This is a genomic window from Streptomyces chryseus (assembly GCF_014650755.1).
Lineage (GTDB): Bacteria > Actinomycetota > Actinomycetes > Streptomycetales > Streptomycetaceae > Streptomyces > Streptomyces chryseus.
In genome coordinates this window covers 120,194-144,397 of the sequence record NZ_BMVO01000005.1, presented here as the reverse complement: position 1 = coordinate 144,397, position 24,204 = coordinate 120,194, and the positions used below count along the sequence as shown (strand labels likewise).

Sequence of the window (24,204 nt, the reverse complement as noted above, 5' to 3'; positions counted from 1 at the left end):
CGTCCCTCAGCCCGCGTCCACCAGGGTCGTCAGTCGCGCCGCTGTCAGTGATCCCGGGGCGCGCCGCTCGCGGGCGCAGGTGTTCGCGATGCGCCGCAGCGCCTCGTTCACCGGGGTCGGGACGCCGTGGAGGCGGCCCAGCAGGACGGTCTCCCCGTTCAGGTAGTCCGCCTCGATCGTGCCCGTCCCCCGGCTGAGGCTCTGCCAGGACGACCCGCCGCCCCGCTCGGTCCCGTCGAGCGGTACGAGCGTGGTGCGGCCGTCGCGCGCTTCGGCCTGTTCGGCCGGGGACGCGGCCTCGATGCCCGCCGCCGCGAGGACCGCCTGTCCCTCGGCGAGCGCGCGGCGCACGAGCGCCTTGGCCTCCGGGCTCTCGAGGGGCCCCGAGACGGCCTCGATCGCGTTGGCCAGATTGCTCAGCAGCTTGGCGTACTTCCACCGCATCACGTCCGGCACCACCGGCGCCAGGAACCGCGACTTCTCCAGGTCGGCGGCGATCCGCCGGGCGGTCTCGTCCGTACCGGACGGGTAGCGGCCGAGGTGCAGGATGCCGGACAGCGGCGTACCGGCGGCGGAGACGGAGCCCGGCTCGGTGTGGGTCGCGGGCAGCCAGACGCACAGGGCGTGGACGTGCCGAAAGCGGCGCAGCGCGAGGCGTTCGCTCTCCACGCCGTTCTGCGCGCACACCAGGGGCAGCCGCTCTCCCGCCGTGCCGCCGCCGGCCACCGGCCGCGCGCTCCAGGCGTCGAGGGCCGCCGTGCTGTCCTGGGTCTTGACCGAGAGGACCAGGACGTCGTCGGGGCGGAGCTCCGGTCCCAGGCCGTCCGGCCCTTGCACGACGGGGAGTTGATGGGCGCGCGTTCCTTCCGGGGTCGTCAGGCGCAGCCCTCCGGCGCGCAGGGCCTCGAAGTGCGCCCCGCGCGCGACGAGTACGACGTCGTGCCCCGCTTCGGCCAGCCGCCCGCCGACGGTGCCGCCGACCGCCCCCGCCCCGATGATGATGTAGCGCGTGCGTCGAGACGTCATCGCGTCATCTCCACGAGTTTGGCGACCGTGTTCCAGTTGCGGGTGGTCGCGCTGATCCCTTTGAGGAGGGCGGGCCTGGCGAGCACTTCGGCGAGCTTGGAGCGGCCGAGGCCGTCCGGTGCGTAGAGGTAGAGGGCACGGTCGCCGAGGCGGAACTCCTCGGGGAGGTACGCCGCCGGATCCACGGAGGTGAACCGGTCGGCGGTGACGGGCCGGGAGAAGTACGTGACGTGCAGCTGCTTGCCCTCCAGCTCGGCCGCCGGGAAGGGGCAGGCGTCCGCCACGGCCGCGAGGTAGGCACCGCTGCGGACCAGGCAGTCGACGCTGAATCCGAAGTGCTGCTCGACGGCCCGTTCGAGGGCGGTGGCGAGGGCGTCCTCGGAGTCCTCGGCGTCGGTGGTGAAGACGGCGTTGCCGCTCTGGAGGTACGTGCGGACGTCCCGGTGGCCCAGTGCGGCGAGCAGTTCCCGGAGCTCCGCCATGGGCACCTTCTTGTGCCCGCTCACATTGATTCCGCGCAGCAGAGCGGCGTACGTCATGGTCATGGGCCACACGATAGGCGGCCGCCGCACCCCGTGGGGGAGAGCACGACGACCGCCCGTTCGGTGCTGGGGCCGCGTCCTTACTCGACGACCTTCAGCAGCTTGTTCACGGTGCCCTCGCTCGGGTTGCCGATCCTGTCGGCGGTGGCGCCGTCGGTCAGCGCCTTGGCGACGGCGTCCGGGGCGGCGTCCTTGTGGCCGGCGAGGTAGACCGCGGCGGCGCCGACGACGTGGGGCGTCGCCATGGACGTGCCGGAGATGGTCTTGGTGCCCTCGTCGCTGTCGTTCCACGAGGAGGTGATGTCCGAGCCCGGCGCGTAGATGTCGACCACCGCACCGAAGTTGGAGAAGTCGGACTGGGCGTCGTCCTTGGTGCTGGAGGCGACGGTGATGGCCTCCTTCACCCGGGACGGCGAGCCCTGGCCGGCGTCGCTCGACTCGTTGCCCGCCGCGACGCCGTAGGTGACGCCGGAGGCGATGGACTTGCGTACCGCCTCGTCGAGGGCCTCGTCGGCGCCGCCGCCGAGGCTCATGTTGGCGACGGACGGGCCCTGGTGGTTCTTGGTGACCCAGTCGATGCCGGCGACGACGCCCTCGGTGGTGCCCGAGCCCTGGTCGTCCAGGACGCGGACGGCGACGATCTTCGCCTTCTTGGCCACGCCGTGCGCGGCGCCCGCTATGGTTCCGGCGACGTGCGTGCCGTGGCCGTTGCCGTCGTCGGCGGAGTCGTCGTTGTCCACGGCGTCGAAGCCGTGGCTCGCGCGGCCCTCGAAGTCCTTGTGCGAGATGCGGACACCGGTGTCGATGACGTACGCCGTGACACCCTCGCCCGCGCTGTCCGGGTAGCTGTACTTGCTGTCGCCGGCCGTGTCGGACTGGTCGATGCGGTCGATGCCCCAGGACGGCGGGTTGTCCTGCGTCGCGTTGATCGTGAACTTCTTGTTCTGGACGACCTTGGCGACGGACGGGTCGGCGGCGAGGCGCTTGGCCTCGGTCTCCGAAAGGCCGCTCGCGGAGAAGCCGTTGATGGCGGAGGTGTAGTTCCGCTTGAGCTTGCCGCCGTACTCCTTGGCCAGGTCCTGCTTGTCTGCCTTCTCGTCCAGCATCACGATGTAGCTGCCGGCGACGGCGCCCTTGGCGTCGGCTCCGTAGACGTGGCCCTGGGCGGCGGGCGCCGCCCCGGCGAAGGACGAGCCGAGTACGGTCACTCCGGCCGCCGCCGCTACGGCGGTGATCGCCGCGGTGAGCTTCAGGCGGCTGGAACGCTTGTGAAGTGCCATGAAGAGGGGTCTCCTCGTCAAAATGTGGGGGGATTGGCCTCCGGACCGGAAGATCTCCCGGGGCTGACTCGAAACCCTGACCGATTGACGCGCGCAGATCAAGACCTTCATACGCCTGTTACTTACTCAACAAGGTTTCGTAATAAGAAAACGGTCAGCGCGCGCCAAGTCGGACAGCCCGCCCCAACCCCCTTTGCGCGTAAGGGGCTTGCGTCCCGCCCTTCCCCCTCAGGGGGAGACGGTTCCTCCCCCCAGGGTGGAGACGCGCGGTCCACGGCTCGGCAAGCAGCAGGAGGGAACCTGACGCCCGCGCCCCTGGCTTCGTCAGTGGAGGTGGCGGCGCGGTGCCGCGACCCCTGGAGTACGACGGGGCTGGCCGGTCATGGGGAAGGCAAGGAGCGCGCCGAGGGACACCGCCGCCGGGGGAAGGCCGAACTCCCCGCCGTCCCGGTCGCGCTGGGCATTTTGCTGATCGCGTTCGGCGCGCTCGTCGCCGCGCTGCTGCCGGTCGCACTCGCCATCACCGCCATCCTGGCGGCGATGGGCCTGATGGGCGTGGTGAGCCACGTCCAGCCGATGAACGAGACGGCGAACTCGGTGATGCTGCTGGTCGGACTCGCGGTCGGCGTCGACTACTGCCTGTTCTACCTGCGGCGCGAGCGCGAGGAGCGGGAGGCCGGGCACGATCCGCAGACCGCTCTGCGGATCGCGGCGGCGACCAGCGGGCGGGCCGTCATCGTCTCCGGCGTGACGGTGTGCGTGGCGATGGCGGGGATGCTCTTCACCGGGCTCGCCGAGTTCGAGGCGATGGGCCTGGCCTCGCCGATGGTCGTCGCGGTGGCGATGGCCGGCTCGGTCACCGTACTGCGGGCCGCCTTCTCACCTCCCCGCGGCCGGGTCGCCGTCGCCGAGCGCGACCCACCAGTGACCGTCGTCCTTGACGAGCAGCAGCTCCTGTCGCTGCCCCGTCTTCTCGTACGCCAGGTGCACTTGACTGAAGTAGTCCACCAGTCCTTCGGCGACGGTGGCTTCCACGTGCCCCCGCGCCCCCGCCCCGTACTTCCGGACGAGCGTGCGCGCGTCGGCGTCCGGCCGGTCGTAGTCCGGTCCCGCGAGCCGCGCCAGCCCTTCGGCGTCCCCGGCCTCGAGCCGCTGCACGTACACCCTCAGCAGGCCGTCGACGTCCTCGGCCGTCGCCGCGACGTCGGGGTACCGGGACTTCTCCGCCTTCACCGTGACGTCGGCCGACGGCGTGCCGGCCAGGGCGTACGGCGGCCGGAACCATGTCGTCCATACGCCGGCCGCCACGGCGGTCGCCGTGAGGGCGCCCCCGCAGACCAGCGCGAACCGCTTGAGCTTCACTTTCGTACCCCCGTGCCCGACTCACGTGATCAAGGAGACGCTACCCCGGTCAGGCGACGGGCAGTTCCGCTTCGATGAGGTCGGCGGCGCGGGCGGTGCCTCCCTCGGACGCCATGCCCTCGCGGATCTCCGCGGCCCTGCGGGCCACCTCCGGGTCGTCGAGGAGGCCGAGGACGGCGGCGCGCAGGGCCTCGGCGGTCGCGTCCTCGGTGTCGATCCTGCGGGCGACGCCGAGCGAGACGAGCATGTCGGCGTTGCCGAACTGGTCGACGGCCTGCGGGACGGCCACCATCGGCGTACCGGTGGCGAGGCCCTCCTGGCTGCCGCCGGCTCCCGCGTGGGTGATGAAGGCGTCGGCCTGCTGGAGGACGGCCAGTTGGGGCACCCAGTCGCGCACCTCGACGTTGGCGGGCACCTCGCCGAGTTCCGACGCGTCGACGAACTTGCCGATCTGGAGGACGACGTGCCAGCCCGGCAGGTCACCGAAGGCCCTGACGCACTCCCGGTAGAACTCCGGCACCTTGGTGAACGTCGAACCGAGCGACACCAGCAGGACCTTGTCCGCGCCGGCCGGGCGCTGCCAGCCGCCCCGGTCCGCCCGGTCGCCCTGGCAGGCGCCGACGAAGGAGTGGACCGACTCGTCGACCCGGTCGGCGTGGGGCTGGAGGACCTTGGGGATCAGGACGATGCTGCGGGGCGGGCGGCCCGCGAAGTCGTCGGGGTCCAGCCCTTCCAGGCCGTTCTCCTCCAGCCAGGCGCGGAAGCGCGCGTAGTACGCCCGGCCCCGCTCGGACTGCTTCAGCTCGGCGAACATCGGCGCCGCGACCTCCTCCTCGTACCCCTCCCAGGCGACCAGGTTCGGGGAGAGCGAGACGGCGGGCACGCCCCAGCGGTGGGCGAGGACGCGGGCCGGATAGGAGGTGATGTCGTGGAGGACGAGGTCCGGCTCGTCCCCGTCGAACGCCGCGGCCAGTTGGGGCAGCGCCTGGATCGCGTCGTTCAGGAACGGCTCGATGTTGTCGATCAACTGCGTCCCCCAGGCCTCCGGATTGTCCTCGGTGGGGAGGGTCGAGGTGTAGCGGACCGGGTCGGCTCCCGTGACGGCGACCCGGTCGGCGAAGGACGGCGGGATCGCGTACGAGACGCGGTGGCCCCGGTCGACGAGCTCCCGGATCACTGCGATGCTCGGGTTCACGTGCCCGGGGGCGGCGATGGAGAACATGGCGATGTGGGCACGCTTGCGTGAGGTCATGCCGCCAACATAACGAGACGATACGTCTCGTGCAACCGGTCGTGCCGGCGCCCTTCAGCGCTGGTAGCGGGCGAGGACCAGGTTCCCGTCCTTCACCAGGCGTTTCTCCAGCTCCTTCGCGTCGATCGCACCGCTGTAGTACTCCTGGTAGGCGGGGGTCGCCACCTTGTCCTTCCACTCGGGGTAGCCGCGCACGGACTGCGCGGGCGCCGGGGCCAGGTGCTCGGCGAGCGCGGTGCCGGTCGCCCAGCCGTCCTTCTCCGCGCGCAGGGCGGGGTCCTTCAGGGCGGCGGCGCCGGTCGGCAGCATCCAGTCGCCCTTGGCGAGGCGCGCCATGTTGGGGGGCCGCAGAAAGAAGTCGACGAACTCCATTGCCTCCTTCTTGTACGGGCTGTCCTGGGCGATCGAGAGCGTCTGCGGGCTCACCCCCTGCGTGAGGCCGTCGGCGCCCGCCGGGGCCGGCAGCACCTTCCACGCGAAGCCCTCGGGCGCCTGCTGGACGATCTGCTGCCGGTAGGAGAAGCCGAGCGGCACCATGGCGTACTTGCCGCCGAAGAAGCCGGGCAGGGTGTCGGAGCCGCCCATGCCGAGGGTGGCGGCCGACGCGCTCCGGTCGGCGCCGACCTGGTCGTGGATCGTGCCGGGGACGACGGCGTCCCCCTCGGTGAAGCGCACCTTCACCTTGCCGTCGGCGCCCCGGTGGAAGAGCTGCCCGCCCGCCGAGAGCCCCAGGTTCAAGGTGGCCGAGACCGGGTCCTTGAGGGGCCAGGCGACACCGTACGTCGTGCCGTCGCCACCGCTCAGCTCCTTGGCGACCTGGCGGAACTCGGCCCAGGACCAGGGGTTCTCGACGGTCGGGACGCGCACTCCGGACGCCTTGAGGATCTTCTCGTTCGCGATCAGGACCCTTGGCTCCTGGAGGAACGGCACGCCGTACACCCCCTTGCCGAAGGTCGCCGTCTGCCAGCTGCGCCGCGGGATGTCGTTCTTGAGCCGGGCGGGCAGCAGCTCGCGCAGATCGGCGAGGTAGCCGCCGTACGCGAAGTCGGCGAGGTCGTCCGAGGCGTCGTGGATGATGTCCGGCGCCTCACCGCCCTCGAAGGACGTCAGCAACTGGTCGTGGACGCTGTCCCAGCTGCCCTGGACGTACTCGACGCGGACGCCGGGGTGCGCGGCGTTCCACTCGTCGACGAGTTCCCTGTTGGCGTCGACGGACTCCTTCTGCCAGGCCAGGGACTGGAAGCGCAGGGTGATCCCGCCGTCGGCGTCCTTCTCACGGCCGTCGTCCGAGCAGCCGGTGAGGAGCAGCGCGAGGGCGGCGGCCGCGGCGCCGAGGCGCGTGCGCCGCGGCGTTCTCACGCGTCCGGTGACACGTCGCATCACGCCTTCACCGCCCCGGCCGTCATCCCGCCCGTGATGCGCTTCTGGATGAGGGCGAAGACGACGAGGGAGGGCAGCGTGGCGAGGAAGGCTGCGGCGGCGAGCGGGCCGAGGTCGGCCACGCCCTCGGCGCCGAGGAAGTGGGTGAGGACGACCGGCAACGTCTGCATCGAAGGGGTCTTGAGCAGGACGAGCGCGAAGAAGAACTCGTTCCATGCGGTGATGAACGCGAACAGCGCGGTGGCGACGATGCCGGGGGCCAGCAGCGGGGCGATGACGGAGACGAGCGTCCGGAGCCTGCTCGCGCCGTCGACTGCGGCGGCCTCCTCCAGCTCGCGCGGTACGGCCCTCACGTAACCGACCAGCATCCACAGCGCGAAGGGCAGCGACCACACGACGTACACCATGACCAGGCCCACCAGGGAGTTGATGAGGTGGAGGTTCCTGAGGATCAGGAACAGCGGGATGATCACGAGGACGAAGGGGAACGCCTGGCTGACCACGACCCAGCCGGTGGCGGCGGCGGACAGCCTGGTGCGGTGCCGGGCCATGACGTACGCCATCGGGGTCGCCAGCGCGACGGCGATCAGGGCCGCCGACAGCGCGGCGACGAGGCTGTTGAGCGCCGCTTCCAGCAAGGGCTGCTCGTCGAAGGCCTGGCGGAAGTTGTCGAGGGTCGGGCTGTGCGGGATCCAGGTGGGATGCAGGGAGCCGAGCTCGCGCGGCGGCTTGAAGGCCGTCGAGACGAGCCAGAGGAAGGGGAAGGCGAGAAAGGCCAGGTAGGCGAGGAGCGCGAGGTACTGGCCGACGCGCGCGGACCTGCTGGTGCGGATCGTCACTGGTCGTCGCCTCCCTTCAGGCGGCCCACGAGGTAGAAGGCGAGCAGCACCGAGATCACCGCGACCATGACGCAGCCCATGGCGGCGGCGTAGCCGAACTGGCCGTACCGGAAGGCCTGCTCGTACGCGAAGAGCATGGGGAGGCGGGTGCGGCCGCCGGGGCCGCCGTTGGTCAGGACGTAGACCAGCGCGAAGGAGTTGAAGTTCCAGATGAAGTTGAGCGCGGTGATCGCGAGGGCGACGGGTTTGATGGCGGGCCAGGTGACGGTACGGAAGCGGCGCCACGCCCCCGCGCCGTCGAGGGCGGCCGCCTCGTGCAGCTCGGGCGGGGTGTTCTGGAGGCCGGCGAGCAGGGCGACCGTCGTCTGCGGCATGCCCGCCCAGATGCCGACGAGGATCACGGCGGGCAGGGCGGTGGCGAGGCCGGTCAGCCAGTCGCGCCCGTCGCCCAGGCCGAGGTCCCGGACGGTCTCGTTCAGGATGCCGGCGTCGGGGTTGTAGACCAGGCGCCACATGATGCCGACGACCACTTCGGGCATGGCCCACGGGATGATCGCGAGCGCCCGGGCCAGCCAGCGGAAGCGGAGGCTCTGGTTGAGCAGGAGGGCCAGGCCGAGGGCCAGCAGGAACTGCGGCACGGTCACGCCGACCGCCCACAGCAGGCCGATCCGGAACGAGTCCCAGAACAGCGTGTCGTGCAGCAGGTCCCGGAAGTTCAGCAGCCCGGTCCACTGGGTGGGGGTGGTGCGGCCCGACTGGGAGTCGGTGAAGGCGAGGGCGATGCCGTAGAGCAGCGGGCCGACGCTGAGGACCAGGATGGGGAGGAGCGCGGGCAGCACCAGGAACCAGGCGCCGTGGTCGGCGCCCCTGCGGGTACCTCTGCCGGACCGCGCCTTCGCAGTCGTGGATGTCACGGAATCGACTCCTTCGGGCGGCTCGGCCGTTCGGGACCACGGCCGCCCCGGCGGCCCCCGTCATGGTGCTGACGGGTCGTCGGTTCGTCAACCCCACCTGCGGGAATGCGAGAATCCGTGGTCATGGACGAGACACGAGCACGCGAGGTCCTGGCCGCCGCCGGGCTTCCCGCCACCGCCGACGACGCGAAGCTGCTGGCGCTGGGTGAGAACGCGGTGTTCGCGGCCGGCGCCCTGGTCGTCAAGGTCGGGCGCCGCGACCCGGAGCTGACGGCCCGCGCCGAACGCGAACTGGCCGTGGCGGCCTGGCTCGCCTCCTCGGGCGTCCCCGCCGTACGGGCCGCCGAGCCGGAGCCCCGCGTGGTGGACGGCCATCCGGTGACACTGTGGCACCGGCTGCCCGCGTCCGTACGGCCTGCCGGCGCCCGGGACCTGGCGGAGCTGCTGCGCCTGGTCCATGCCCTGCCCGCCCCTTCCTTCCCCCTCACCCGGCGGGAACTGCTGGGCGGCGTCGAACGGTGGCTGCGGCTCGCGGGAGACGCGATCGACCCGGCCGACGCGGCGTACCTGCGCGAGCGGCGTGACGGCTTCGCTGCGGCGTCGGCCGCGCTCACCCCGCGTCTGCCGCAGGGCCCGATCCACGGCGACGCGCTCCCCCGCAACGTCCACGTCGGTCCCGACGGGCCGGTCCTGGTGGACCTGGAGACCTTCGCCGCCGACTTCCGCGAGCACGACCTGGTGGTCATGGCCCTGTCGCGCGACCGGTACGGCCTGGATCCCGACGCGTACGACGCGTTCACGACGGCGTACGGCTGGGACGTACGCGAATGGTCCGGCTGCGCGGTGCTGCGCGGCGCGCGCGAGACGGCCAGCTGCGCCTGGGTGGCGCAGCACGCCCCTTCCAACCCGGCCGCCGCGGCCGAGTTCCGCAGGCGGGTGGCGTCCCTGCGCGACGGCGACCCGGAGGTCCGCTGGTATCCGTTCTGAGCGTCGGAGTCCGCGCCTCGAAGTCCCGGGCTCGGAGTCCCGGCGTCAGAGTCCGGGCGTCAGAGTCCGGGCGTCACAGGGCGACGGAGGTCAGTTCACGCAGTGGCCACCGGGGATCGATGACCGCGTCCGGGGTGCCCTTCTTGCGGAGGAACTCCTGGAAGCCGGCGGCCCAGTCGGCGTACCACTCGATCTGACGCTCGTGCAGTTCGGCGGGGGCCAGCGCGGCGATCGACGGATGACGCTCGGCTATCGCCCGGGCCACGCCGACGGCCGCCAGGGCGTCCGCCGAGGCTTCGTGGGCTCCGTCCAGCACCACGCCGTACTCGACGCAGACCGCTTCCAGGGTGCGCTTGCCCCTGCGGTAGCGGTCGACGGCGCGGTCGATCGTGTACGGGTCGATGACCGGGCCGATGCCGGCGCCGCCACGCCGCTCACCGAGCGACGGCAGCCCGTGGCGGCGCAACTCGGCGGCCAGCAGGGTCAGATCGAACGCCGCGTTGTAGGCGACGACGGGCACCCCCTGGGCCCAGTACCCCGTCAGCGTCTCGGCGATCTGGTCGGCCACCTCACGGGCCGGCCTGCCCTCCGCGCCGGCCCGCTCGCTGCTGATCCCGTGGATCGCCGACGCCTGCGCCGGAATGCGGATGCCCGGGTCGGCGAGCCACTCGCGCCGCCGGGAGACCCTGCCGTCGTTCACGCCGACGATCGCGGCCGTGACGATGCGGGACTCCAGCGGCTCCGTGCCGGTCGTCTCCAGGTCGAAGCCGACCAGCGGTTCCCCGTGCCATCCCATCGTGGGACCTCCTTCGTGATGCTCCCCCCGGAAGATCCCCGGTGGAGAACCACCCTCGCACGCACCACTGACAACGCCTTCGCGGCCCGGTCGCGGACCGCCGCGCTCCGTTCAGGACACCGGCCGGGAGTCCGCCCACACGGCTTCGAATTCCTCCCGGTACGTCTCGAAAAGGCCGCCTTCCGACTCATGGTTGTCCCGGCCGTCCTGTACGTGCCTGACCACCCCGCGCCCGGCGCCCCGCAGCACCAGGACCGGCGCCTCCATGCCGCGCGCCTTGCGCAGATACGTCTGGACGACGGCGAGCCCGTCGGCGCCGTCCCCGTCCACGAGGTACGCCGTGAAGCGCGGCGTCTCGTCGAACACGTGGATCTCGAACGCCCCCGGGTCCCGGAGCTTCGAGCGCACCCGCCGCATGTGGAGGATGTTCATCTCCACCGAGCGGCTCAGTTCGCCCTTCTTCAGGCCGAGTTCGCGCTCACGCCGCTTGACCGCGCTGCTCGCCGGATTGAGGAACAGCAGGCGTGTGCGGCAGCCTGACTCGGCCAGCCGCACCAGCCGCCTGCCCGAGAAGTTCTGGACGAGGAGGTTCAGCCCTATGCCGATCGCGTCGAGCCGCCGCGCACCGCCGAACAGGTCCTCGGCGGGCAGCTGGCGCTGGAGGCGCACCCGGTCCGGGTGAACGCTGACCACATCGGCGTACCGGTCCCCCACCAGCTCCTCGACGGCGTCCACCCTGAGCCGGCCGGAGGAGTGCGCGCCGGTCCCGCTGCCCAGGATCTCCAGGAGCCGCGCGGACGCCCGTTCCGCCTGGGCGAGCACGGCCTCGGACAGCGCCCGGTTGCGTGAGACGACGTTACGGGTGACCTCCAGCTCGTCCAGGGCCAGTTCGACGTCGCGGCGGTCGTCGAAGTACGGCTCGAAGCACGGCCAGTGCTGGACCATGAGCTCGCGCAGCTGGGGCAGGGTGAGGAAGCTGATGACGTTGTCGTCGGCCGGGTCGAGCAGGTAGCCCTTCCGGCGCGAGACCTCCCGCACCGCGACCGCGCGCTGCACCCACTCCTGGCCCGCAGGCCCGGCGGCCGCCACCACCCAGTCGTCCTCACCGTGCACCGGTTCGTAGATGGGCCGCAGGACGGCGGCGACGACGGCGCGCAGGCGCTGCTCCACGAGGTTCAGCCAGATGTAGGCCCGGCCGGCCCGCTGCGCGCGCGTCCGCACCTCGCTCCAGGCGTCCGCGCCCCAGTCCAGTTCCGCCCCGATCTCCATCGGCCGCGCAAGCGAGACCGCTCCCGGCGGGACGCCTGCGGAACCCCCCTCGTGACCTGCGTCACCGGGGGGCAGTTCCAGCCCTCCCGAGCTCACCCACGCACCGCCTTCAGCTCCTGGAAGCCCCGTCTCCAACGATCAAGGAAGGGTACTCCGGGAGCGGGAGGCGGTGCAGCCGGATCGGCAGGCTCCTTTCCCAACTCCCTTATTCGTAATGCCCGTTCTGTCCAGCGAGATCGGCCGGAGTGAGCGGATTCATAGCGGTTACGTCCCTCGGTGCGAGCTGGAATCCCTGCCAGTGGACCGGCATCGGCTGCTGGTCCTCGTCCCGGGCGATGTGGTGGAAGCCGATGTTGACCCAGGTGATCGGGTTCTTCAGGGCCTCGCCGTTGACCCACTTGTCCACGCTGTCGGGCGCGTTCGCGCTGCCGCAGTCGCGGATGTTGTTGCTGGCGAACTGTTCGCACTTGCGGTAGTTCGTGAAGTACACGTCGTGACGGGTGAAGCTGCGGCCCGGGTGCTTGTTGGAGCTGCCGGGCACGATCTCGTACGAGCGCGGGTGGCCGTCCTTGTTCTTGCCGGTCGCGCTGACGATCCGCCACCACCGCATGCTCTTGGCGTTGCCGGCGAGTTCCTTGGTGATGGGGGTGCGGATGGTCCTGGTGGTGGGCTTGGCGTTGCCCTGCGGCGGGGTGACCTTCGAGTCGTACTGCTCGACGCGGTTCTTCGAGCTGCCGTCGAGGCCGAAGTTCAGCCGCCAGAAGACGTTGTGGCTGTGGCTGGTGGCGTAGTCGCGCGCTCCCTTGCCGATGGGCCAGCCCCGGCCGTCGGTGGCGTCGTAGTCGTCCGGCGCCAGACTGCCGGTGGCGCCGACGTTGGCGGAGACGGTGCCGTCGGAGGAGAAGCGCCACTCGGTGATGTACTCGTACCAGGAGACCTTGTTCACGGTGTAGACCAGCAGGTCCTTGCCCTGGGCCTGCCAGACCTTGGTGCTCTCGTCGCTGGCGAGGCGGTACGCGTGCCCGCGCGCACGCGTGGTCGTGCAGATGCCCTTGACGTCGCCCATGTCGGGGACCCTGACGGTGCGGATCGTGCCGCCGGGGCACTCGGCGGGCTTCAGGTCCTGCAGGCCCGTCCCGAAGCCGTAGCTCGTGAGGTCGTCGTACTCCTCCTTGCCGTTGTCGTACGGCACGTGGACCTGCGCCAGCTTGCCGCTCGTCAGGACGCGGATCGGTTTGGGTTCGCCCTTGGGCTGGTACGTCACCTTTTCCAGGACCAGGCCGGCGTCGCTGTCGTAGTTCCAGCACATGCGCCAGGTGGTGCCGCCGTCGAGCTTCTGCTCGATGCGGTACGCCGCGCTGCAGTCGGCCGGAGCCGGCGCGGCCTCGGGGGCGTTCCCGGCCGCCGCCCTGGGCGTCGCGGAGGCCGCGGAGCCGCCCGCGGCGGCCAGGCTGCCGAGCAGGGCGGCGGCGGCGAGGGTTGCCGCGGCCCGCTTGCGGGCACCAGAAGCTCTGTTGACGTGCATGAGGATGAACTCCCTCGTACGGAAGTGCGGGAAGGGACTGAAGAGGATGAGTCGGTCGAGAGGGTCAGGAGGGCCGGGAGGGTCAGCCGATTCGGCCGACCGTCCTCGCACTCAGGTCGACCACGAGATCGCGCGTGTCGATCCACGGCCCGTTCCTGACCTTGGACGTGACGCGGACACAGCGGTGCGTGCCGCACTCCGCGAGCGCCGCCGGCACGTTCTCCTCCCGGTCCGCCCGGTAGATCCCGCCGTTCACCCACAGCTGGTCCACGGAGGTCAGCGGCTTGCCCATGGCGTCCTGGTAGTCCTGCTTGAGGCCCGCGCCGAGCGGGCTCGCCAGGATCAGCTCCGCAGCCTCGCGGTTCTCCGCGCGGGTCGGCGACGGCTGTACGCCCTTGAGCACGCCGGTCCGCTCCACCTTGCCGGTGGCGAGGTTGACGGTCTTCGTCACCAGCTCGTCGCGCCTGTAGTCGTAGTACGAGACCTCCGCGCGGCGCGGCGGCGCCGCGTCGTCCACCTCGGACGGCTGGATCTCGCCGAGGTTGGTGGCCAGGTGCTGGGGGCCCCGGTCCCCGTCGACGTCCCGGCCGACGGCGAACTGCGACGGCGTCAGCGCCAGCTTCGCGACCCGCTCCAGCTCGGCGTCGGTCAGGGGGTCCCGGCCGATGCCCTGCTCGCCCTCGGCCGGGGCGGCCTCGACCACGCCCGGCTCGGGCGCCTGCCCCGCCGCCGCGCTCCCACCGGCCCGGTCCCCCTGGTCGCCGCGCTCGCCCTGGGCCGTCCCGGTGACGGCCGCGGTCCCGGTCCGCCCGCCGCGCGTGTCGTCGGCGGCGCCGGCCGGACCCGGCAGCGTCACCCCGATCATCACCGCCGTCCCGGTCACCGCTATCGCGGTCCCCGCCAGCATCTTCCCCAGATGCCGGCGCACTGTCCTGTGCACGATGCCCCCTACTCCTCCCGGAGCCCCCCGTCGCCCCGCGCGTCACGCGCGACGGCAACTGGCATACCGGGTATGCGTGGTCACCCGGTAGGACGGTCCGAAGTCCTAGGAGGTTGCCCCACTTTCGGGGAAGATCTGTGCGAAGTGCCCCGCAGCACCCGGATCAGAAGTGGAAGAGTCGATCGCATGCAGGTCTGGCCGGGAGAGGCTTACCCACTCGGCGCCACGTACGACGGCGCCGGAACCAATTTCGCTGTCTATTCGGAGGCCGCCGACCGGATCGAGTTGTGCTTGCTGCACGACGACGGTTCGGAGACGGCGGTGGAACTGCGCGAGTCCGACGCGTTCGTACGTCACGCCTTCCTGCCCGGCATCATGCCGGGCCAGCGCTACGGCTACCGGGTCCACGGCCCGTACGCCCCGCAGGAGGGCAAGCGGTGCAACTCCGCGAAGCTGCTGCTCGACCCGTACGCGCGGGCCATCAGCGGCAAGATCGACTGGGGCGAGGCGGTGTACGGCTACCACTTCGGGAAGCCGGACTCGCGCAACGACCTGGACTCGGCGCCGCACACCATGGCGTCGGTGGTGGTGAACCCGTACTTCGACTGGGGTGACGACCGTCCGCCGCGCACGGACTACCACCGCACGATCCTCTACGAGGCCCATGTGAAGGGCCTCACGATGATGCACCCGGACCTCCCCGACGAGCTCCGGGGGACGTACGCGGCGCTCGCGCATCCGGCGATCATCTCGCACCTGACGGAACTGGGAGTGACGGCTCTCGAGTTGATGCCGGTGCACCAGTTCGTCAACGACCACCGGCTGGCCGACGCCAACCTGAGCAACTACTGGGGCTACAACACCATCGGCTTCTTCGCCCCGCACAACGCGTACGCCTCCTGGGGCGACCGGGGCCAGCAGGTGCTGGAGTTCAAGTCGGCCGTACGGGCGCTGCACCGGGCGGGCATCGAGGTGATCCTCGACGTCGTCTACAACCACACGGCGGAGGGCAACCACCTGGGCCCCACGCTCTCCTTCCGGGGCCTGGACAACGCCTCGTACTACCGTCTCGCCGACGATCCCCGGTACTACATGGACACCACGGGGACCGGGAACTCCCTGCTCATGCGGTCGCCGCACGTCCTCCAGCTGATCATGGACTCGCTGCGGTACTGGGTGACCGAGATGCACGTCGACGGCTTCCGCTTCGATCTGGCGGCGACGCTGGCCAGGCAGTTCCACGAGGTGGACCGGCTGTCGTCCTTCTTCGACCTGGTACAGCAGGACCCGGTGGTCAGCCAGGTGAAGCTGATCGCCGAGCCGTGGGACGTGGGTGAGGGCGGCTACCAGGTGGGGAACTTCCCGCCGCTGTGGACCGAGTGGAACGGCAAGTACCGGGACACCGTCCGGGACCTGTGGCGGGGCGAGCCGCGGACGATCGCCGAGTTCGCCGGACGGCTGACGGGGTCGTCCGACCTCTACCAGGACGACGGGCGCAGGCCGCTCGCGTCCATCAACTTCACCACCTGCCACGACGGCTTCACCCTGGCCGACCTGGTCTCGTACAACGACAAGCACAACGAGGCCAACGGCGAGGGCAACCGGGACGGCGAGAGCCACAACCGGTCCTGGAACTGCGGGGCGGAAGGCGATACGGACGATCCCGCGATCCAGGAGCTGCGCGCCCGCCAGATGCGCAACTTCATCGCGACGCTGATGCTGTCGCAGGGCGTGCCGATGCTGTCGCACGGGGACGAGTTCGCACGGACCCAGGGCGGCAACAACAACGCGTACTGCCAGGACAACGAGCTGTCGTGGGTGCACTGGCCGGACAAGGACGAGGAGGAGGGGTCGCTCCACGCGTTCACCCGCGCGATGGTGTGGCTGCGGCGGGACCATCCGGTCTTCCGGCGCAGGCGCTTCTTCCACGGACGTCCGGTGGAGGGCACGCACGACGACCTGTCGGACATCGCGTGGTTCACGCCGGACGGCAAGGAGATGGCCCAGCGGGACTGGCAGGCGGCGCACGCGAAGGCGCTGACGGTCTTCCTCAACGGGCACGCGATCTCCGAGCCGGGGCCGCGCGGCGAGCGGATCTCCGACGACTCCTTCCTCCTGATGTTCAACGCGAGCGCACAGGAGCTCGATTTCACCATTCCGGTCAACCACGGGAAGCAGTGGCAGGTCGTGGTCGACACGGCGGAGCCCGAAGGCGTGCCGCCCGGGAGCGGTCCCAAGGTGGGAGCGGGCGAGCACGTCACGCTGATCGGGCGCAGTCTGGTGGTGTTGCAGCGGCCGGCCTAGGGGCCGCCGCGGGAGCGGGGCGGGCGGTCCACGCGAGTACGGCGCACAGCGTGGCCGCCGCCACCGCGACGGCGAAGGCGGCGGGCGCGCCGCCGCCCTCCGCGAGACGCCCGGAGACGGCCAGGGCGAGCGCCTGGCCGCCGACGACGCCGCTCGTGAGGAAGGCCATCGACTCGGCGAGTCTGTTCTCGGGAACGATCCGTGTCGTCAGGCCGAAAATGGTGATCAGGTGGGGCGCGTACGCCACCCCGAGGACGATCACGACGGCGTACAGCGCCCCCAGGGACGCCACGAAGAGCAGCGGCACGGAGAGCACGACCAGAGCGGCTGTCGCGAGGCGCCAGCGGGCCGTCAGGGTGACCTTCTGGGGTACGGCGGCCGTCGCGAGACCGGCGGCCGCGCTCATGACGCCCATGGCCGCGTACACGAGCCCGGCCTGCTCGGGGCGGCCGAGCCGCTCGGTGAGCGCCGTGATACCCGCCTGGGAGGCGCCGAACATGGCTCCCTGGAGCACCATCGCCGCACGCAGCGCGTACACCGCGCCGGGCAGGCTCGTCCTCACGGATGACGCCGCGCGGGACGCCGGGCGTATCCGGGACGCCGTCGGATGCAGGGCGAACCAGGTACCGCAGACGGCCAGCAGACCCGCCGCCGCGAGCAGGGCGGCGGCGGGGTGCGCGACGGCCACGGCGAGGCCGACGAGGGCGGGGCCGAGGACGAACGACACCTCGTCGAGCGTTCCCTCGAACGACAGGACGGCGCCGACGAGCCGTTCGTCGGCGCCGTTCCCACGAGCGATCTCGACCGATCTCGTACGCGCCATGGGACCGACCTGGGGAACGCTCGCTCCGGCGAGCGCGCCGACGAGCGCGAGCGGGAGCGTACCGACGTGGTCGAGGGACGCGAACACGAGAGCGGCGACGGCGACCGCGTTGACGAGCGCGGCGACCAGGACGACGGTGCGCTGCCCGTGACGGTCCGCCGCACGGCCGAGCAGCGGCCCGCCGGCCGTCTGGCCCGCCGCGAGGGCGCCGCCGACCAGCCCCGCCGTGGCGAGGCTGCCGCTGGTCTCGGCGACCAGCAGGAGACTGCCGAGCTGGCACATCGCGGTCGGCAGCCTGCCGAGGAACGACACGACAGGTAGCACCGGCCCGGTGAGGGCGACGACTCTGCGATAGGTGTGAAAGGTCCCGGGCATCAGGTGAACGTAATAGCGGGTCATCACACGGACGCATGGGCCGATGACACAGAAGCCCCCAATGCGGGTACGTACGTTCGCATGACGCCCACCGCCACCTATCGTCTGCAGCTCCATTCCGACTTCCCCTTCTCGGCCGCCGAGGAGGCGGTGCCCCATCTGGCCGCACTCGGGGTCTCGCACCTGCACCTGTCACCCGTGCTCGACGCCGTGCCGGGCTCGCAGCACGGGTACGACGTCGTCGACCACGCGCGCGTGCGGGCCGAATTCGGCGGCGAGGAGGGACTGCGCGCGCTGTCCCGCACGGCCCGCGCGCACGGCCTCGGTCTGATCCTGGACATCGTCCCGAACCACATGGCCGTGCCGGCGCCCGAGAGCCTGAACCGGCCCCTGTGGGAGGTGCTGAGAGAGGGGCCCGATTCTCCGTACGCCCGGTGGTTCGACATCGACTGGGAGGGCGGCGGCGGCCAGGTGCTGCTGCCCGTGCTGGCGCACCGGATCGGTGACGAGCTGGACGACCTGACGGTCGACGGCGAGACCCTTCGCTACTACGACCACGCGTTCCCGCTGCGCGCGGGCACGGCGCACCTGCCGATGCCGGAGCTCCTGGACGCCCAGTGGTACCGGCTCGCCTGGTGGCGGCTGGCGCGCACCGAGCTGAACTACCGCCGCTTCTTCACCATCTCGGAGTTGATCGGGGTGCGGGTGGAGGACCCGGAGGTCTTCGCCGCCTCGCACGCGAAGATCCTGGAGCTCGTACGGGACGGGGTCGTGGAAGGACTGCGGATCGACCACCCCGACGGTCTGGCCGACCCGGAGGCCTACCTGCGGCGCCTCCAGGAGGCCGTCGGCGGCTGCTGGACGGTCGTGGAGAAGATCCTGACCGGCCCCGAACGGCTGCCCGCCGAATGGCCGGTCTCGGGAACGACGGGGTACGACGCGCTGTACCGGATCGACGGCCTGTTCACCGATCCGTCCGGCGCCGGGGAACTGATGGCCCACTACCGCGATTTCGCGGGTCCCGCCGGGGACCGCGGCGGTTCCTGGGAAGCGACGGTACGACGGTCGGCGTACAAGGTGCTGACGCACGAGCTCGCGGCGGAGACCCGCTATCTCGTCCGTACGGCCGAGCGGATCTGCGCGGCCGATCCCGCGCTGCGCGACTACGCGCCCTGGGCGTTGCGCGAAGCCGTACGGGAACTGCTGGTGCGCGTTCCCGTGTACCGCCCGTACGTGACGGCGGGCGGGCCGTGTCCCGAGAGCGCCGCGGCGGCCGTTCCGGTGGAGGCGGCGCGACAGGTGAAGGCCGGGTTCGCGGTGCGGGAGGAGGCGGCGGTCGTCGATCTCGTGCGCGACCTGGCGCTGGGGAGGCTGGGCGACGGGCCGGACCGGGCGGCGTTCTGTGCCAGGTTCGCGCAGACGGCGTCGGCGCTGCGGGCCAAGTCGGTGGAGGACACGGCGTTCTACCGCTACACGCCGTTGATCTCGGCCAACGAGGTGGGCGGCGACCCGGGGGCCCCCGGGGTGAGCCCGGCGGAGTTCCACGCCTTCTGCACCCGGCTGGCGCGCGACTGGCCGGCCACCGGCACCGTACTGTCCACGCACGACACCAAGCGCAGCGCGGACGTGCGGGCCCGGATCGCGGTGCTGTCCGAGTGCCCCGAACGGTGGGCCCGGCTCCTCGCGGGCCTGGCCCAGGTGCCCGGCCCCGACGCCCACCTGGCGTGGACGGCCTGGCAGACGGCCCTCGGCTTCGGGGAGCCGGACGCGGAGCGGCTGACGGCCGCGCTGCTGAAGTCGGTGCGGGAGGCGGGGCTGCGCACCAGCTGGACCGAGCAGGACGAGGTGTACGAGCGGGCCGTGGCCGATTTCGTGGCGGCGGGGCCGGCCGGAGCGCCGTTCGAGACGGTGGCGAAGTTCGCGCGGGATCTGGATCCGTACGTACGGGCCAACGTGCTCGGGGCGACGCTGCTGCACCTGACGATGCCCGGCGTGCCGGACCTCTACCAGGGCACCGAGCGGGAGTTCCGCGCACTGGTCGACCCGGACAACCGGCGCCCGGTCGCCTTCGTGTCACCGGCCGCGGGCGACGACGACCTCAGCGCGCAGAAGTACGCCGTCACGGTGGCGGCGCTCGCCCTGCGGCGGGCCCACCCCGAGGTCTTCGGCGAGTCGGGAACGTACACCCCGCTCACCCCCGTGGGCCCGGCCGCCGCCCACTGCGTGGCCTTCTGCCGCTCGGGCCGTGCGGTCACCGCCGTCACGCGCCTGTCGCTGCGCCTCGCGGACGCGGGCGGCTGGCGCGACACACGGCTGCCGCTGCCGGAGGGGCGCTGGACGGACACCCTCTCCCCGTCCCGCACCTTCACGGGTTCGGTACCCCTTGCCGACCTCTTCGGCGACCGCCCGGTGTCGCTGCTCACGCGCGGCCCTGAGGAGACGTAGGAGCACGACGGCGGGCCGGCGATCGCGCGTGGTCTCCCCCGCCGTCGGAGGTCTCACGGCTCGGAAGGGGGCTGCGACCGCGCCGTGACCCTGGCCTCGTGGCCAGGGGCATGGCGGGTGGTCAGGGCGGCGTGGTGAAGGACGGCGCCGTGGCGGTGATCCTCATCCTCGTCGCGGGAGGGCCGGGGCGACGGTGAGCGGGTGGGGCGGCTCGCCGCCGGGCGGTGTCGCCCGGGCGGGCGCGGCGGTCCGGTCGCGGCCCCAGCAGCGGTCGCCGAGGAGCGCCATCGCCGAGGGCAGGATCAGCGCCCGCAGCACGATCGCGTCGAACAGCACCGCCACCGTGAGGCCCACGGCGATCTGCTTCATCTCGATGCGGTCGATGAAGAGGAAGCTGGCGAAGACGGACACCATGATGACCGCGGCGCTGGTGACCACACTCGCGGAGCCGGTGATGCCGTCCACCACGGCCTCCCGGGTCGGCGCGCCGCGCCGCACGGCCTCCCTGATCCGGCTGACCACGAAGATCTGGTAGTCGGTGGAGAGCCCCACCAGGATGGCGAAGACCAGCAACGGGGTGCGGGAGCCGACGAACCCGGTGGATTCGAAGCCGAGGAGCCCCTCGGCCCAGGTGCCCTGGAAGACGAGGGTCAGTACGCCCCAGGAGACCAGCACCGCCGCGAGGTTGAGCAGCACGCTGAGCACGGCCATGACGATCGAGCGGAACGCCGTGTACATGATCGCCAGGGTCGCCAGCGAGACGAAGAGGATCACCCAGGGGAGCCGCTGCTCCTGGTGCGCGGCGTAGTCCGCGCCGTAGGCGATCTCGCCGCTGACGGCGGTCTGCGTGCCCGCGACCTTGCCGACGGTCGCCGGAACGAGCTCGTCGCGCAGCAGCGCCAGGGAGCGGCCCGCCGCTTCGTCGTTCTCGCCGTACGGCACGGGGAGGGCGAGGATCGCCGCGCGGCCGTCCGCGGAGGTGCGCGGTCGCGCCCCGCCGGCGTCCTGGGCGAAGAGCGCGTCGCCCCTGGTCCGCTCGGCGAGCCGGCGCAGGGCTGCCTGCGCCTCGTCGGCGTGGGCGGCGTCCGACCGTACGAGCACGAGGTGCGCGATCCCCTCGGCCGGATAGGCGGCCGTCAGCCGGTCGTACGCCGCCATCGCCGCCACGCTGTCGGGGAACGTGTCCTTGCCCTCGGTGCCGAGCTTCATGCCGAGCGTGGGCAGGGCGAGAGCCGCCGTCGCGGTGAGTCCGGCCAGCAGGGTCACCAGCGGCCTGCGCATGACCGGCCGCAGCAGCGCGGACCACATGCGGCTGTGCTCAGCGCCGCCGGCGGGACGGCCCAGGGCGGCGCGGCGGCGCCCCCTGCGGCCGTCTGTGCGGTCCCCCAGCTTGGCGAGCAGCGCGGGAAGTACGGTCCGCGAGCCGGCCACCGCGACGAGGGTGACCAGGATGGCGCCGGTGGCGATCGACGAGAAGATCACGTCGTCCATCAGGTACAGGCCGCCGAGCGCGAGGGCGACCGCCAGCCCCGAGTCGACGACGGCGCGTCCCGAGGTGGCCGCGGCGAGTTCCACGGCGGCGGCGTGGCTGATCGTGCCGCCCGTGCGCTCGCGCTCCTCCCTGGCCCGCTTGAGGTAGAAGAGCGAGTAGTCGACGCCGACCGCCATGCCCAGCATGAAGATGACGCTCAGCGCCGCACCGCCCGCGTCGGGGGTGATCCAGGAGGCGAGACCGTAGAGGCCCACCGCTCCGGCGAAGGCGAAGAGCGCCAGCAGGACCGGGATGCCGGCGGCGAGGACGGCCCCGAAGACGAAGAACAGGATGACGAAGGTGACCGGCAGGCTGATCGCCTCGGTGCGCTGGAGGTCTTCACGGCGGAGCCGTCCGCGGCGGCCTTCGGCCCGGCCGTCGAGACGACGGCGGGCAGGTCCTCCATCCGCTGCCGTACGTCGCGGGCGGCGTCCCGGGCGGCAGCGGCGTCGAGCTTCCCGCGCTCCGCCGTGATCAGCACCCGCTCGACGGGCGGCGGGGTGAGCCCGCCGTCGGCGGCGATGGACTCGGCGCGGCCGGCCTCACCGATCCAGAAGTCGGAGAACTGCCCCTTGTTCATGCCCGCCGTGCTGCCCGCGCCCACGCACAGGGCGAGGAACAGCAGCCACCCGACTATGGCTCGCCATGGATGTGCCGCACACCCACGCGCGATTCTCACCGTGATCGGCTGACTGCTGCCGGCCATCGTGTTTCCCTCCCGAGGACGCTTTCCGCTTGTTGATCAGCGTCCCGGTCCGGGTCCCTGGAGGTCACTGGTACCAGCGGGCGGACTCCCCTGCGGTTAACCCCACCCCGGCCCCGGCGGGCGGCGTCAGGCCGACGCGGGAAAGACGGGCGGCTTCCTGAGGTAGTCCCGTCAGCGCGCGAGAACTCCGGAGGTGTCCGAGGGTCAGCGGGCGGAGAGCCGGAAGCTCATCCGTCCGAAGCTCACCTGGTCCCCGTCCCGTACCAGGACGGACCCCGTGACCCGCCGCCCGTTCACGGACGTGCCGTTGGTCGATCCGAGGTCGCGCAGGATCCACCCGCCGCCCTGCGCGGACAGCTCGGCGTGCACCCGCGAGACCGTCTCGTGGCTGAGCCGCAGTCCGTTCGCGGGATCGCGCCCGATCCGCAGGGGGTACGGGCCGGGCTCGGGGAAGAGCAGCTTCGGCAGCCGCTCCGACTGCCACGCCCTGCGCAGCCGTACGGAGAACGCGGAAGCCCGCTGCACCGCGCCGAACAACCCCCGCGCCCAGCGGCTCTCGCTCTCCAGGTCGGAGGTGAGGACGGCCAGTTCGTCGGGCCGGCGGGCGACGAGGGCGAGTTCCATCCGGCGCACGAAGGTGTCGTGCGACAGCTTCCCCTGGGCCGCGCCCTCCCTGAGCACTCCGAGCACACGGTCGCGCTCGGCGTCGGACAGCCGGGCGGGATACGTGTGGAACTCGAAGGACGACGTCACAGAGCCGATTGTCGGGCCGACCGGGCGCGGGTGTCCAGAAGAACGGTTCATCCCGTACGACCTGACCTGCGCAGACCGACCACAGGCCCGTTCGGGACACCGTTGTTACTGTCTGCGGACACACACGTCGCAGGGGGACGGCTTGACCGCCATACCGCAGCACCCGGACCTGACCCTACGGCCGCTCGCGGGACCGGAGGAGCTCGCGCTCTTCTGCCGGCTCTCGTACGTCCTCGACCACGAGCTGGCGGACGACCTCGCCACCGGCCGCCGCCGTCCCGAGTGGATGTGGGTGGCGCTGCGCGGCGACCGGGTACTGGCCCGCCTCTCCTGGTGGACGTCACGCGCCGGCGAACCGCCGCAGGCGCTCGACTTCTTCGACCTGGACGACACGCTGGCGCGGCCGGAGCGCGGCGAGATCGGGCTGCGTCTCCTGGAGACGGCGTCGGCCGCTGTCCTCCCGGCCGGTGCGCCCCGTCCCGAGTACGGCCGTTTCATCCCGCCGGACTGGCGCGACGACGCGGTGGTCCGCGACGTGGTCGAGGCCCGCACAGAGGCCCTGGAGCGGACCGGCGCGCGGCTGCTCGTCGAGCGCCTGCGGCTCGAATGGCGCCCCGGCACGCCGGTGGCCGCGCCGACCGGCCGGCTGACGTTTCGTCCGCCGAACGACGAGGAGGAGATCGTCTCGCTGATGACGCTCGTCCTCGAGGGCACACTCGACGCGCACAGCCAGGCCGATCTGGCGACCGGGCTCACGCCGCGCGAGGCCGCCGAGCTCCAGTTCGAGGAGGAGTTCGCGGCATACTCCTCACCGCGTGCGTGGTGGCGGGTCGCGGCACTGCCGGACGGCGGCGGACCGGTCGGGTTCGTGATCCCCGCGCGCAACAACTACCACCACACCATCGCGTACATCGGCGTGGTGCCCGCCCACCGCGGCCAGGGACACATCGACGACATCCTCGCCGAGGGCACGCGCGTCCTGGCCGCTCAGAACGTGCCCCGCATCCGTGCGGCGACGGACCTCGCCAACGTCCCGATGGCCAAGTCCTTCGCGCGCGCCGGGTACGTCAACTTCGAACGCGCGGTCAATATGACGTGGAGCTGACGAATTACCGGCGGATCATGTCCGCCTGACGCACCATGGGTGGCGGCATC

18 protein-coding genes and 2 pseudogenes are annotated in these 24,204 nt (G+C 71.8%); 5 read left to right on the top strand and 15 right to left on the bottom strand.

Annotation, left to right across the window (positions count from 1 at the left end; all coding sequences use genetic code 11):
- Positions 1-6: 6 nt before the first annotated feature.
- The 3 genes from IE185_RS11310 to IE185_RS11300 form a co-directional block, all read right to left on the bottom strand.
- On the bottom strand, positions 7-1,026 hold the full coding sequence (locus IE185_RS11310; protein ID WP_138897637.1) for a ketopantoate reductase family protein: 1,020 nt from the start codon (positions 1,024-1,026) through the stop codon (positions 7-9).
- Complete coding sequence (locus IE185_RS11305) at positions 1,023-1,571, bottom strand: DUF1697 domain-containing protein (protein ID WP_138897638.1); 549 nt, start codon at positions 1,569-1,571, stop codon at positions 1,023-1,025. Before IE185_RS11305 ends, IE185_RS11310 begins: the two co-directional genes overlap by 4 nt.
- Positions 1,572-1,648: 77 nt before the next feature.
- Entirely contained in the window at positions 1,649-2,848 is a 1,200-nt protein-coding gene (locus IE185_RS11300) for a S8 family peptidase (RefSeq protein ID WP_138897639.1), read from the bottom strand.
- 426 nt (positions 2,849-3,274) lie between these two features.
- On the opposite strand from IE185_RS11300, the pseudogene IE185_RS11295 reads away from it, so the two are divergent.
- Positions 3,275-3,730 (top strand): annotated as a pseudogene (locus tag IE185_RS11295) (MMPL family transporter); the annotation flags it as partial.
- Here the strand turns inward: IE185_RS11295 and IE185_RS11290 are convergent.
- The 5 genes and pseudogenes from IE185_RS11290 to IE185_RS11270 all read right to left on the bottom strand — a co-directional run bounded on the left by IE185_RS11290 (position 3,728) and on the right by IE185_RS11270 (position 8,595).
- The gene (locus IE185_RS11290; protein WP_229843445.1) at positions 3,728-4,210 is read right to left on the bottom strand and encodes a hypothetical protein; all 483 of its coding nucleotides are present in this window, start codon (positions 4,208-4,210) and stop codon (positions 3,728-3,730) included. The pseudogene IE185_RS11295 and the gene IE185_RS11290 sit on opposite strands and share 3 nt — an antisense overlap.
- A 49-nt stretch (positions 4,211-4,259) precedes the next feature.
- Positions 4,260-5,497, bottom strand: a pseudogene (mgt, locus tag IE185_RS11285) (macrolide-inactivating glycosyltransferase).
- A gap of 19 nt (positions 5,498-5,516) precedes the next feature.
- Positions 5,517-6,842, bottom strand: coding sequence for an ABC transporter substrate-binding protein (locus IE185_RS11280; RefSeq protein ID WP_138894571.1), 1,326 nt, complete (start codon positions 6,840-6,842; stop codon positions 5,517-5,519).
- Positions 6,842-7,681 carry a carbohydrate ABC transporter permease gene (locus IE185_RS11275; protein WP_138894570.1) on the bottom strand — a complete coding sequence of 280 codons (840 nt, stop codon included), beginning with the start codon at positions 7,679-7,681 and terminating at the stop codon, positions 6,842-6,844. Before IE185_RS11275 ends, IE185_RS11280 begins: the two co-directional genes overlap by 1 nt.
- Positions 7,678-8,595 (bottom strand): carbohydrate ABC transporter permease, encoded by a 918-nt coding sequence (locus IE185_RS11270; RefSeq protein WP_138894569.1) that lies wholly within the window; start codon positions 8,593-8,595, stop codon positions 7,678-7,680. Before IE185_RS11270 ends, IE185_RS11275 begins: the two co-directional genes overlap by 4 nt.
- A 123-nt stretch (positions 8,596-8,718) precedes the next feature.
- On the opposite strand from IE185_RS11270, the gene IE185_RS11265 reads away from it, so the two are divergent.
- Positions 8,719-9,582, top strand: a complete 864-nt coding sequence (locus IE185_RS11265; RefSeq protein ID WP_138894568.1) for a phosphotransferase enzyme family protein — start codon at positions 8,719-8,721, stop codon at positions 9,580-9,582.
- 73 nt (positions 9,583-9,655) lie between these two features.
- Here the strand turns inward: IE185_RS11265 and IE185_RS11260 are convergent, their stop codons facing one another.
- The 4 genes from IE185_RS11260 to IE185_RS11245 form a co-directional block, all read right to left on the bottom strand.
- Positions 9,656-10,378 (bottom strand): 3'-5' exonuclease, encoded by a 723-nt coding sequence (locus IE185_RS11260; RefSeq protein ID WP_138894567.1) that lies wholly within the window; start codon positions 10,376-10,378, stop codon positions 9,656-9,658.
- A 111-nt stretch (positions 10,379-10,489) separates the two neighbouring features.
- On the bottom strand, positions 10,490-11,743 hold the full coding sequence (locus IE185_RS11255; protein ID WP_138894566.1) for a DUF5919 domain-containing protein: 1,254 nt from the start codon (positions 11,741-11,743) through the stop codon (positions 10,490-10,492).
- Between the two features lie 109 nt (positions 11,744-11,852).
- On the bottom strand, positions 11,853-13,172 hold the full coding sequence (locus IE185_RS11250) for a copper amine oxidase (RefSeq protein ID WP_138894565.1): 1,320 nt from the start codon (positions 13,170-13,172) through the stop codon (positions 11,853-11,855).
- An 82-nt stretch (positions 13,173-13,254) separates the two neighbouring features.
- Complete coding sequence (locus IE185_RS11245; RefSeq protein WP_138894564.1) at positions 13,255-14,112, bottom strand: Tat pathway signal sequence domain protein; 858 nt, start codon at positions 14,110-14,112, stop codon at positions 13,255-13,257.
- 186 nt (positions 14,113-14,298) lie between these two features.
- Here IE185_RS11245 and glgX point away from each other — a divergent pair, with 186 nt between their 5' ends.
- Positions 14,299-16,416, top strand: coding sequence for a glycogen debranching protein GlgX (glgX, locus tag IE185_RS11240; RefSeq protein WP_138894563.1), 2,118 nt, complete (start codon positions 14,299-14,301; stop codon positions 16,414-16,416).
- On the opposite strand, the gene IE185_RS11235 is transcribed toward glgX, so the two are convergent.
- Positions 16,370-17,614 carry an MFS transporter gene (locus IE185_RS11235; protein ID WP_138894562.1) on the bottom strand — a complete coding sequence of 415 codons (1,245 nt, stop codon included), beginning with the start codon at positions 17,612-17,614 and terminating at the stop codon, positions 16,370-16,372. The genes glgX and IE185_RS11235 overlap by 47 nt on opposite strands.
- An 81-nt stretch (positions 17,615-17,695) precedes the next feature.
- Here IE185_RS11235 and treY point away from each other — a divergent pair, with 81 nt between their 5' ends.
- On the top strand, positions 17,696-20,059 hold the full coding sequence (gene treY / locus IE185_RS11230) for a malto-oligosyltrehalose synthase (protein WP_138894561.1): 2,364 nt from the start codon (positions 17,696-17,698) through the stop codon (positions 20,057-20,059).
- A gap of 162 nt (positions 20,060-20,221) precedes the next feature.
- Here treY and IE185_RS11225 read toward each other — a convergent pair whose 3' ends face one another.
- Positions 20,222-21,880: an MMPL family transporter gene (locus IE185_RS11225; RefSeq protein WP_229843456.1), complete on the bottom strand. Its 1,659-nt coding sequence runs from the start codon at positions 21,878-21,880 to the stop codon at positions 20,222-20,224.
- Positions 21,881-22,500: 620 nt separating this feature from the next.
- The gene (locus tag IE185_RS11220) at positions 22,501-23,049 is read right to left on the bottom strand and encodes an FHA domain-containing protein (protein WP_138894560.1); all 549 of its coding nucleotides are present in this window, start codon (positions 23,047-23,049) and stop codon (positions 22,501-22,503) included.
- A 151-nt stretch (positions 23,050-23,200) separates the two neighbouring features.
- Between IE185_RS11220 and IE185_RS11215 the strand changes: the two genes are divergently transcribed.
- Positions 23,201-24,154: a GNAT family N-acetyltransferase gene (locus IE185_RS11215; protein ID WP_138894573.1), complete on the top strand. Its 954-nt coding sequence runs from the start codon at positions 23,201-23,203 to the stop codon at positions 24,152-24,154.
- Positions 24,155-24,204 lie beyond the last annotated feature (50 nt).

Excerpts from the sequence above, each read along its gene's own strand:
- IE185_RS11260 (WP_138894567.1), bottom strand. The coding sequence starts at position 10,378 with ATGGGATGGCACGGGGAACCGCTGGTCGGCTTCGACCTGGAGACGACC.
- glgX (WP_138894563.1), top strand. The coding sequence starts at position 14,299 with ATGCAGGTCTGGCCGGGAGAGGCTTACCCACTCGGCGCCACGTACGAC.
- treY (WP_138894561.1), top strand. The coding sequence starts at position 17,696 with ATGACGCCCACCGCCACCTATCGTCTGCAGCTCCATTCCGACTTCCCC.
- IE185_RS11310 (WP_138897637.1), bottom strand. The coding sequence starts at position 1,026 with ATGACGTCTCGACGCACGCGCTACATCATCATCGGGGCGGGGGCGGTC.
- IE185_RS11235 (WP_138894562.1), bottom strand. The coding sequence starts at position 17,614 with ATGCCCGGGACCTTTCACACCTATCGCAGAGTCGTCGCCCTCACCGGG.
- IE185_RS11265 (WP_138894568.1), top strand. The coding sequence starts at position 8,719 with ATGGACGAGACACGAGCACGCGAGGTCCTGGCCGCCGCCGGGCTTCCC.
- IE185_RS11300 (WP_138897639.1), bottom strand. The coding sequence starts at position 2,848 with ATGGCACTTCACAAGCGTTCCAGCCGCCTGAAGCTCACCGCGGCGATC.
- IE185_RS11250 (WP_138894565.1), bottom strand. The coding sequence starts at position 13,172 with ATGCACGTCAACAGAGCTTCTGGTGCCCGCAAGCGGGCCGCGGCAACC.
- IE185_RS11305 (WP_138897638.1), bottom strand. The coding sequence starts at position 1,571 with ATGACCATGACGTACGCCGCTCTGCTGCGCGGAATCAATGTGAGCGGG.
- IE185_RS11280 (WP_138894571.1), bottom strand. The coding sequence starts at position 6,842 with ATGCGACGTGTCACCGGACGCGTGAGAACGCCGCGGCGCACGCGCCTC.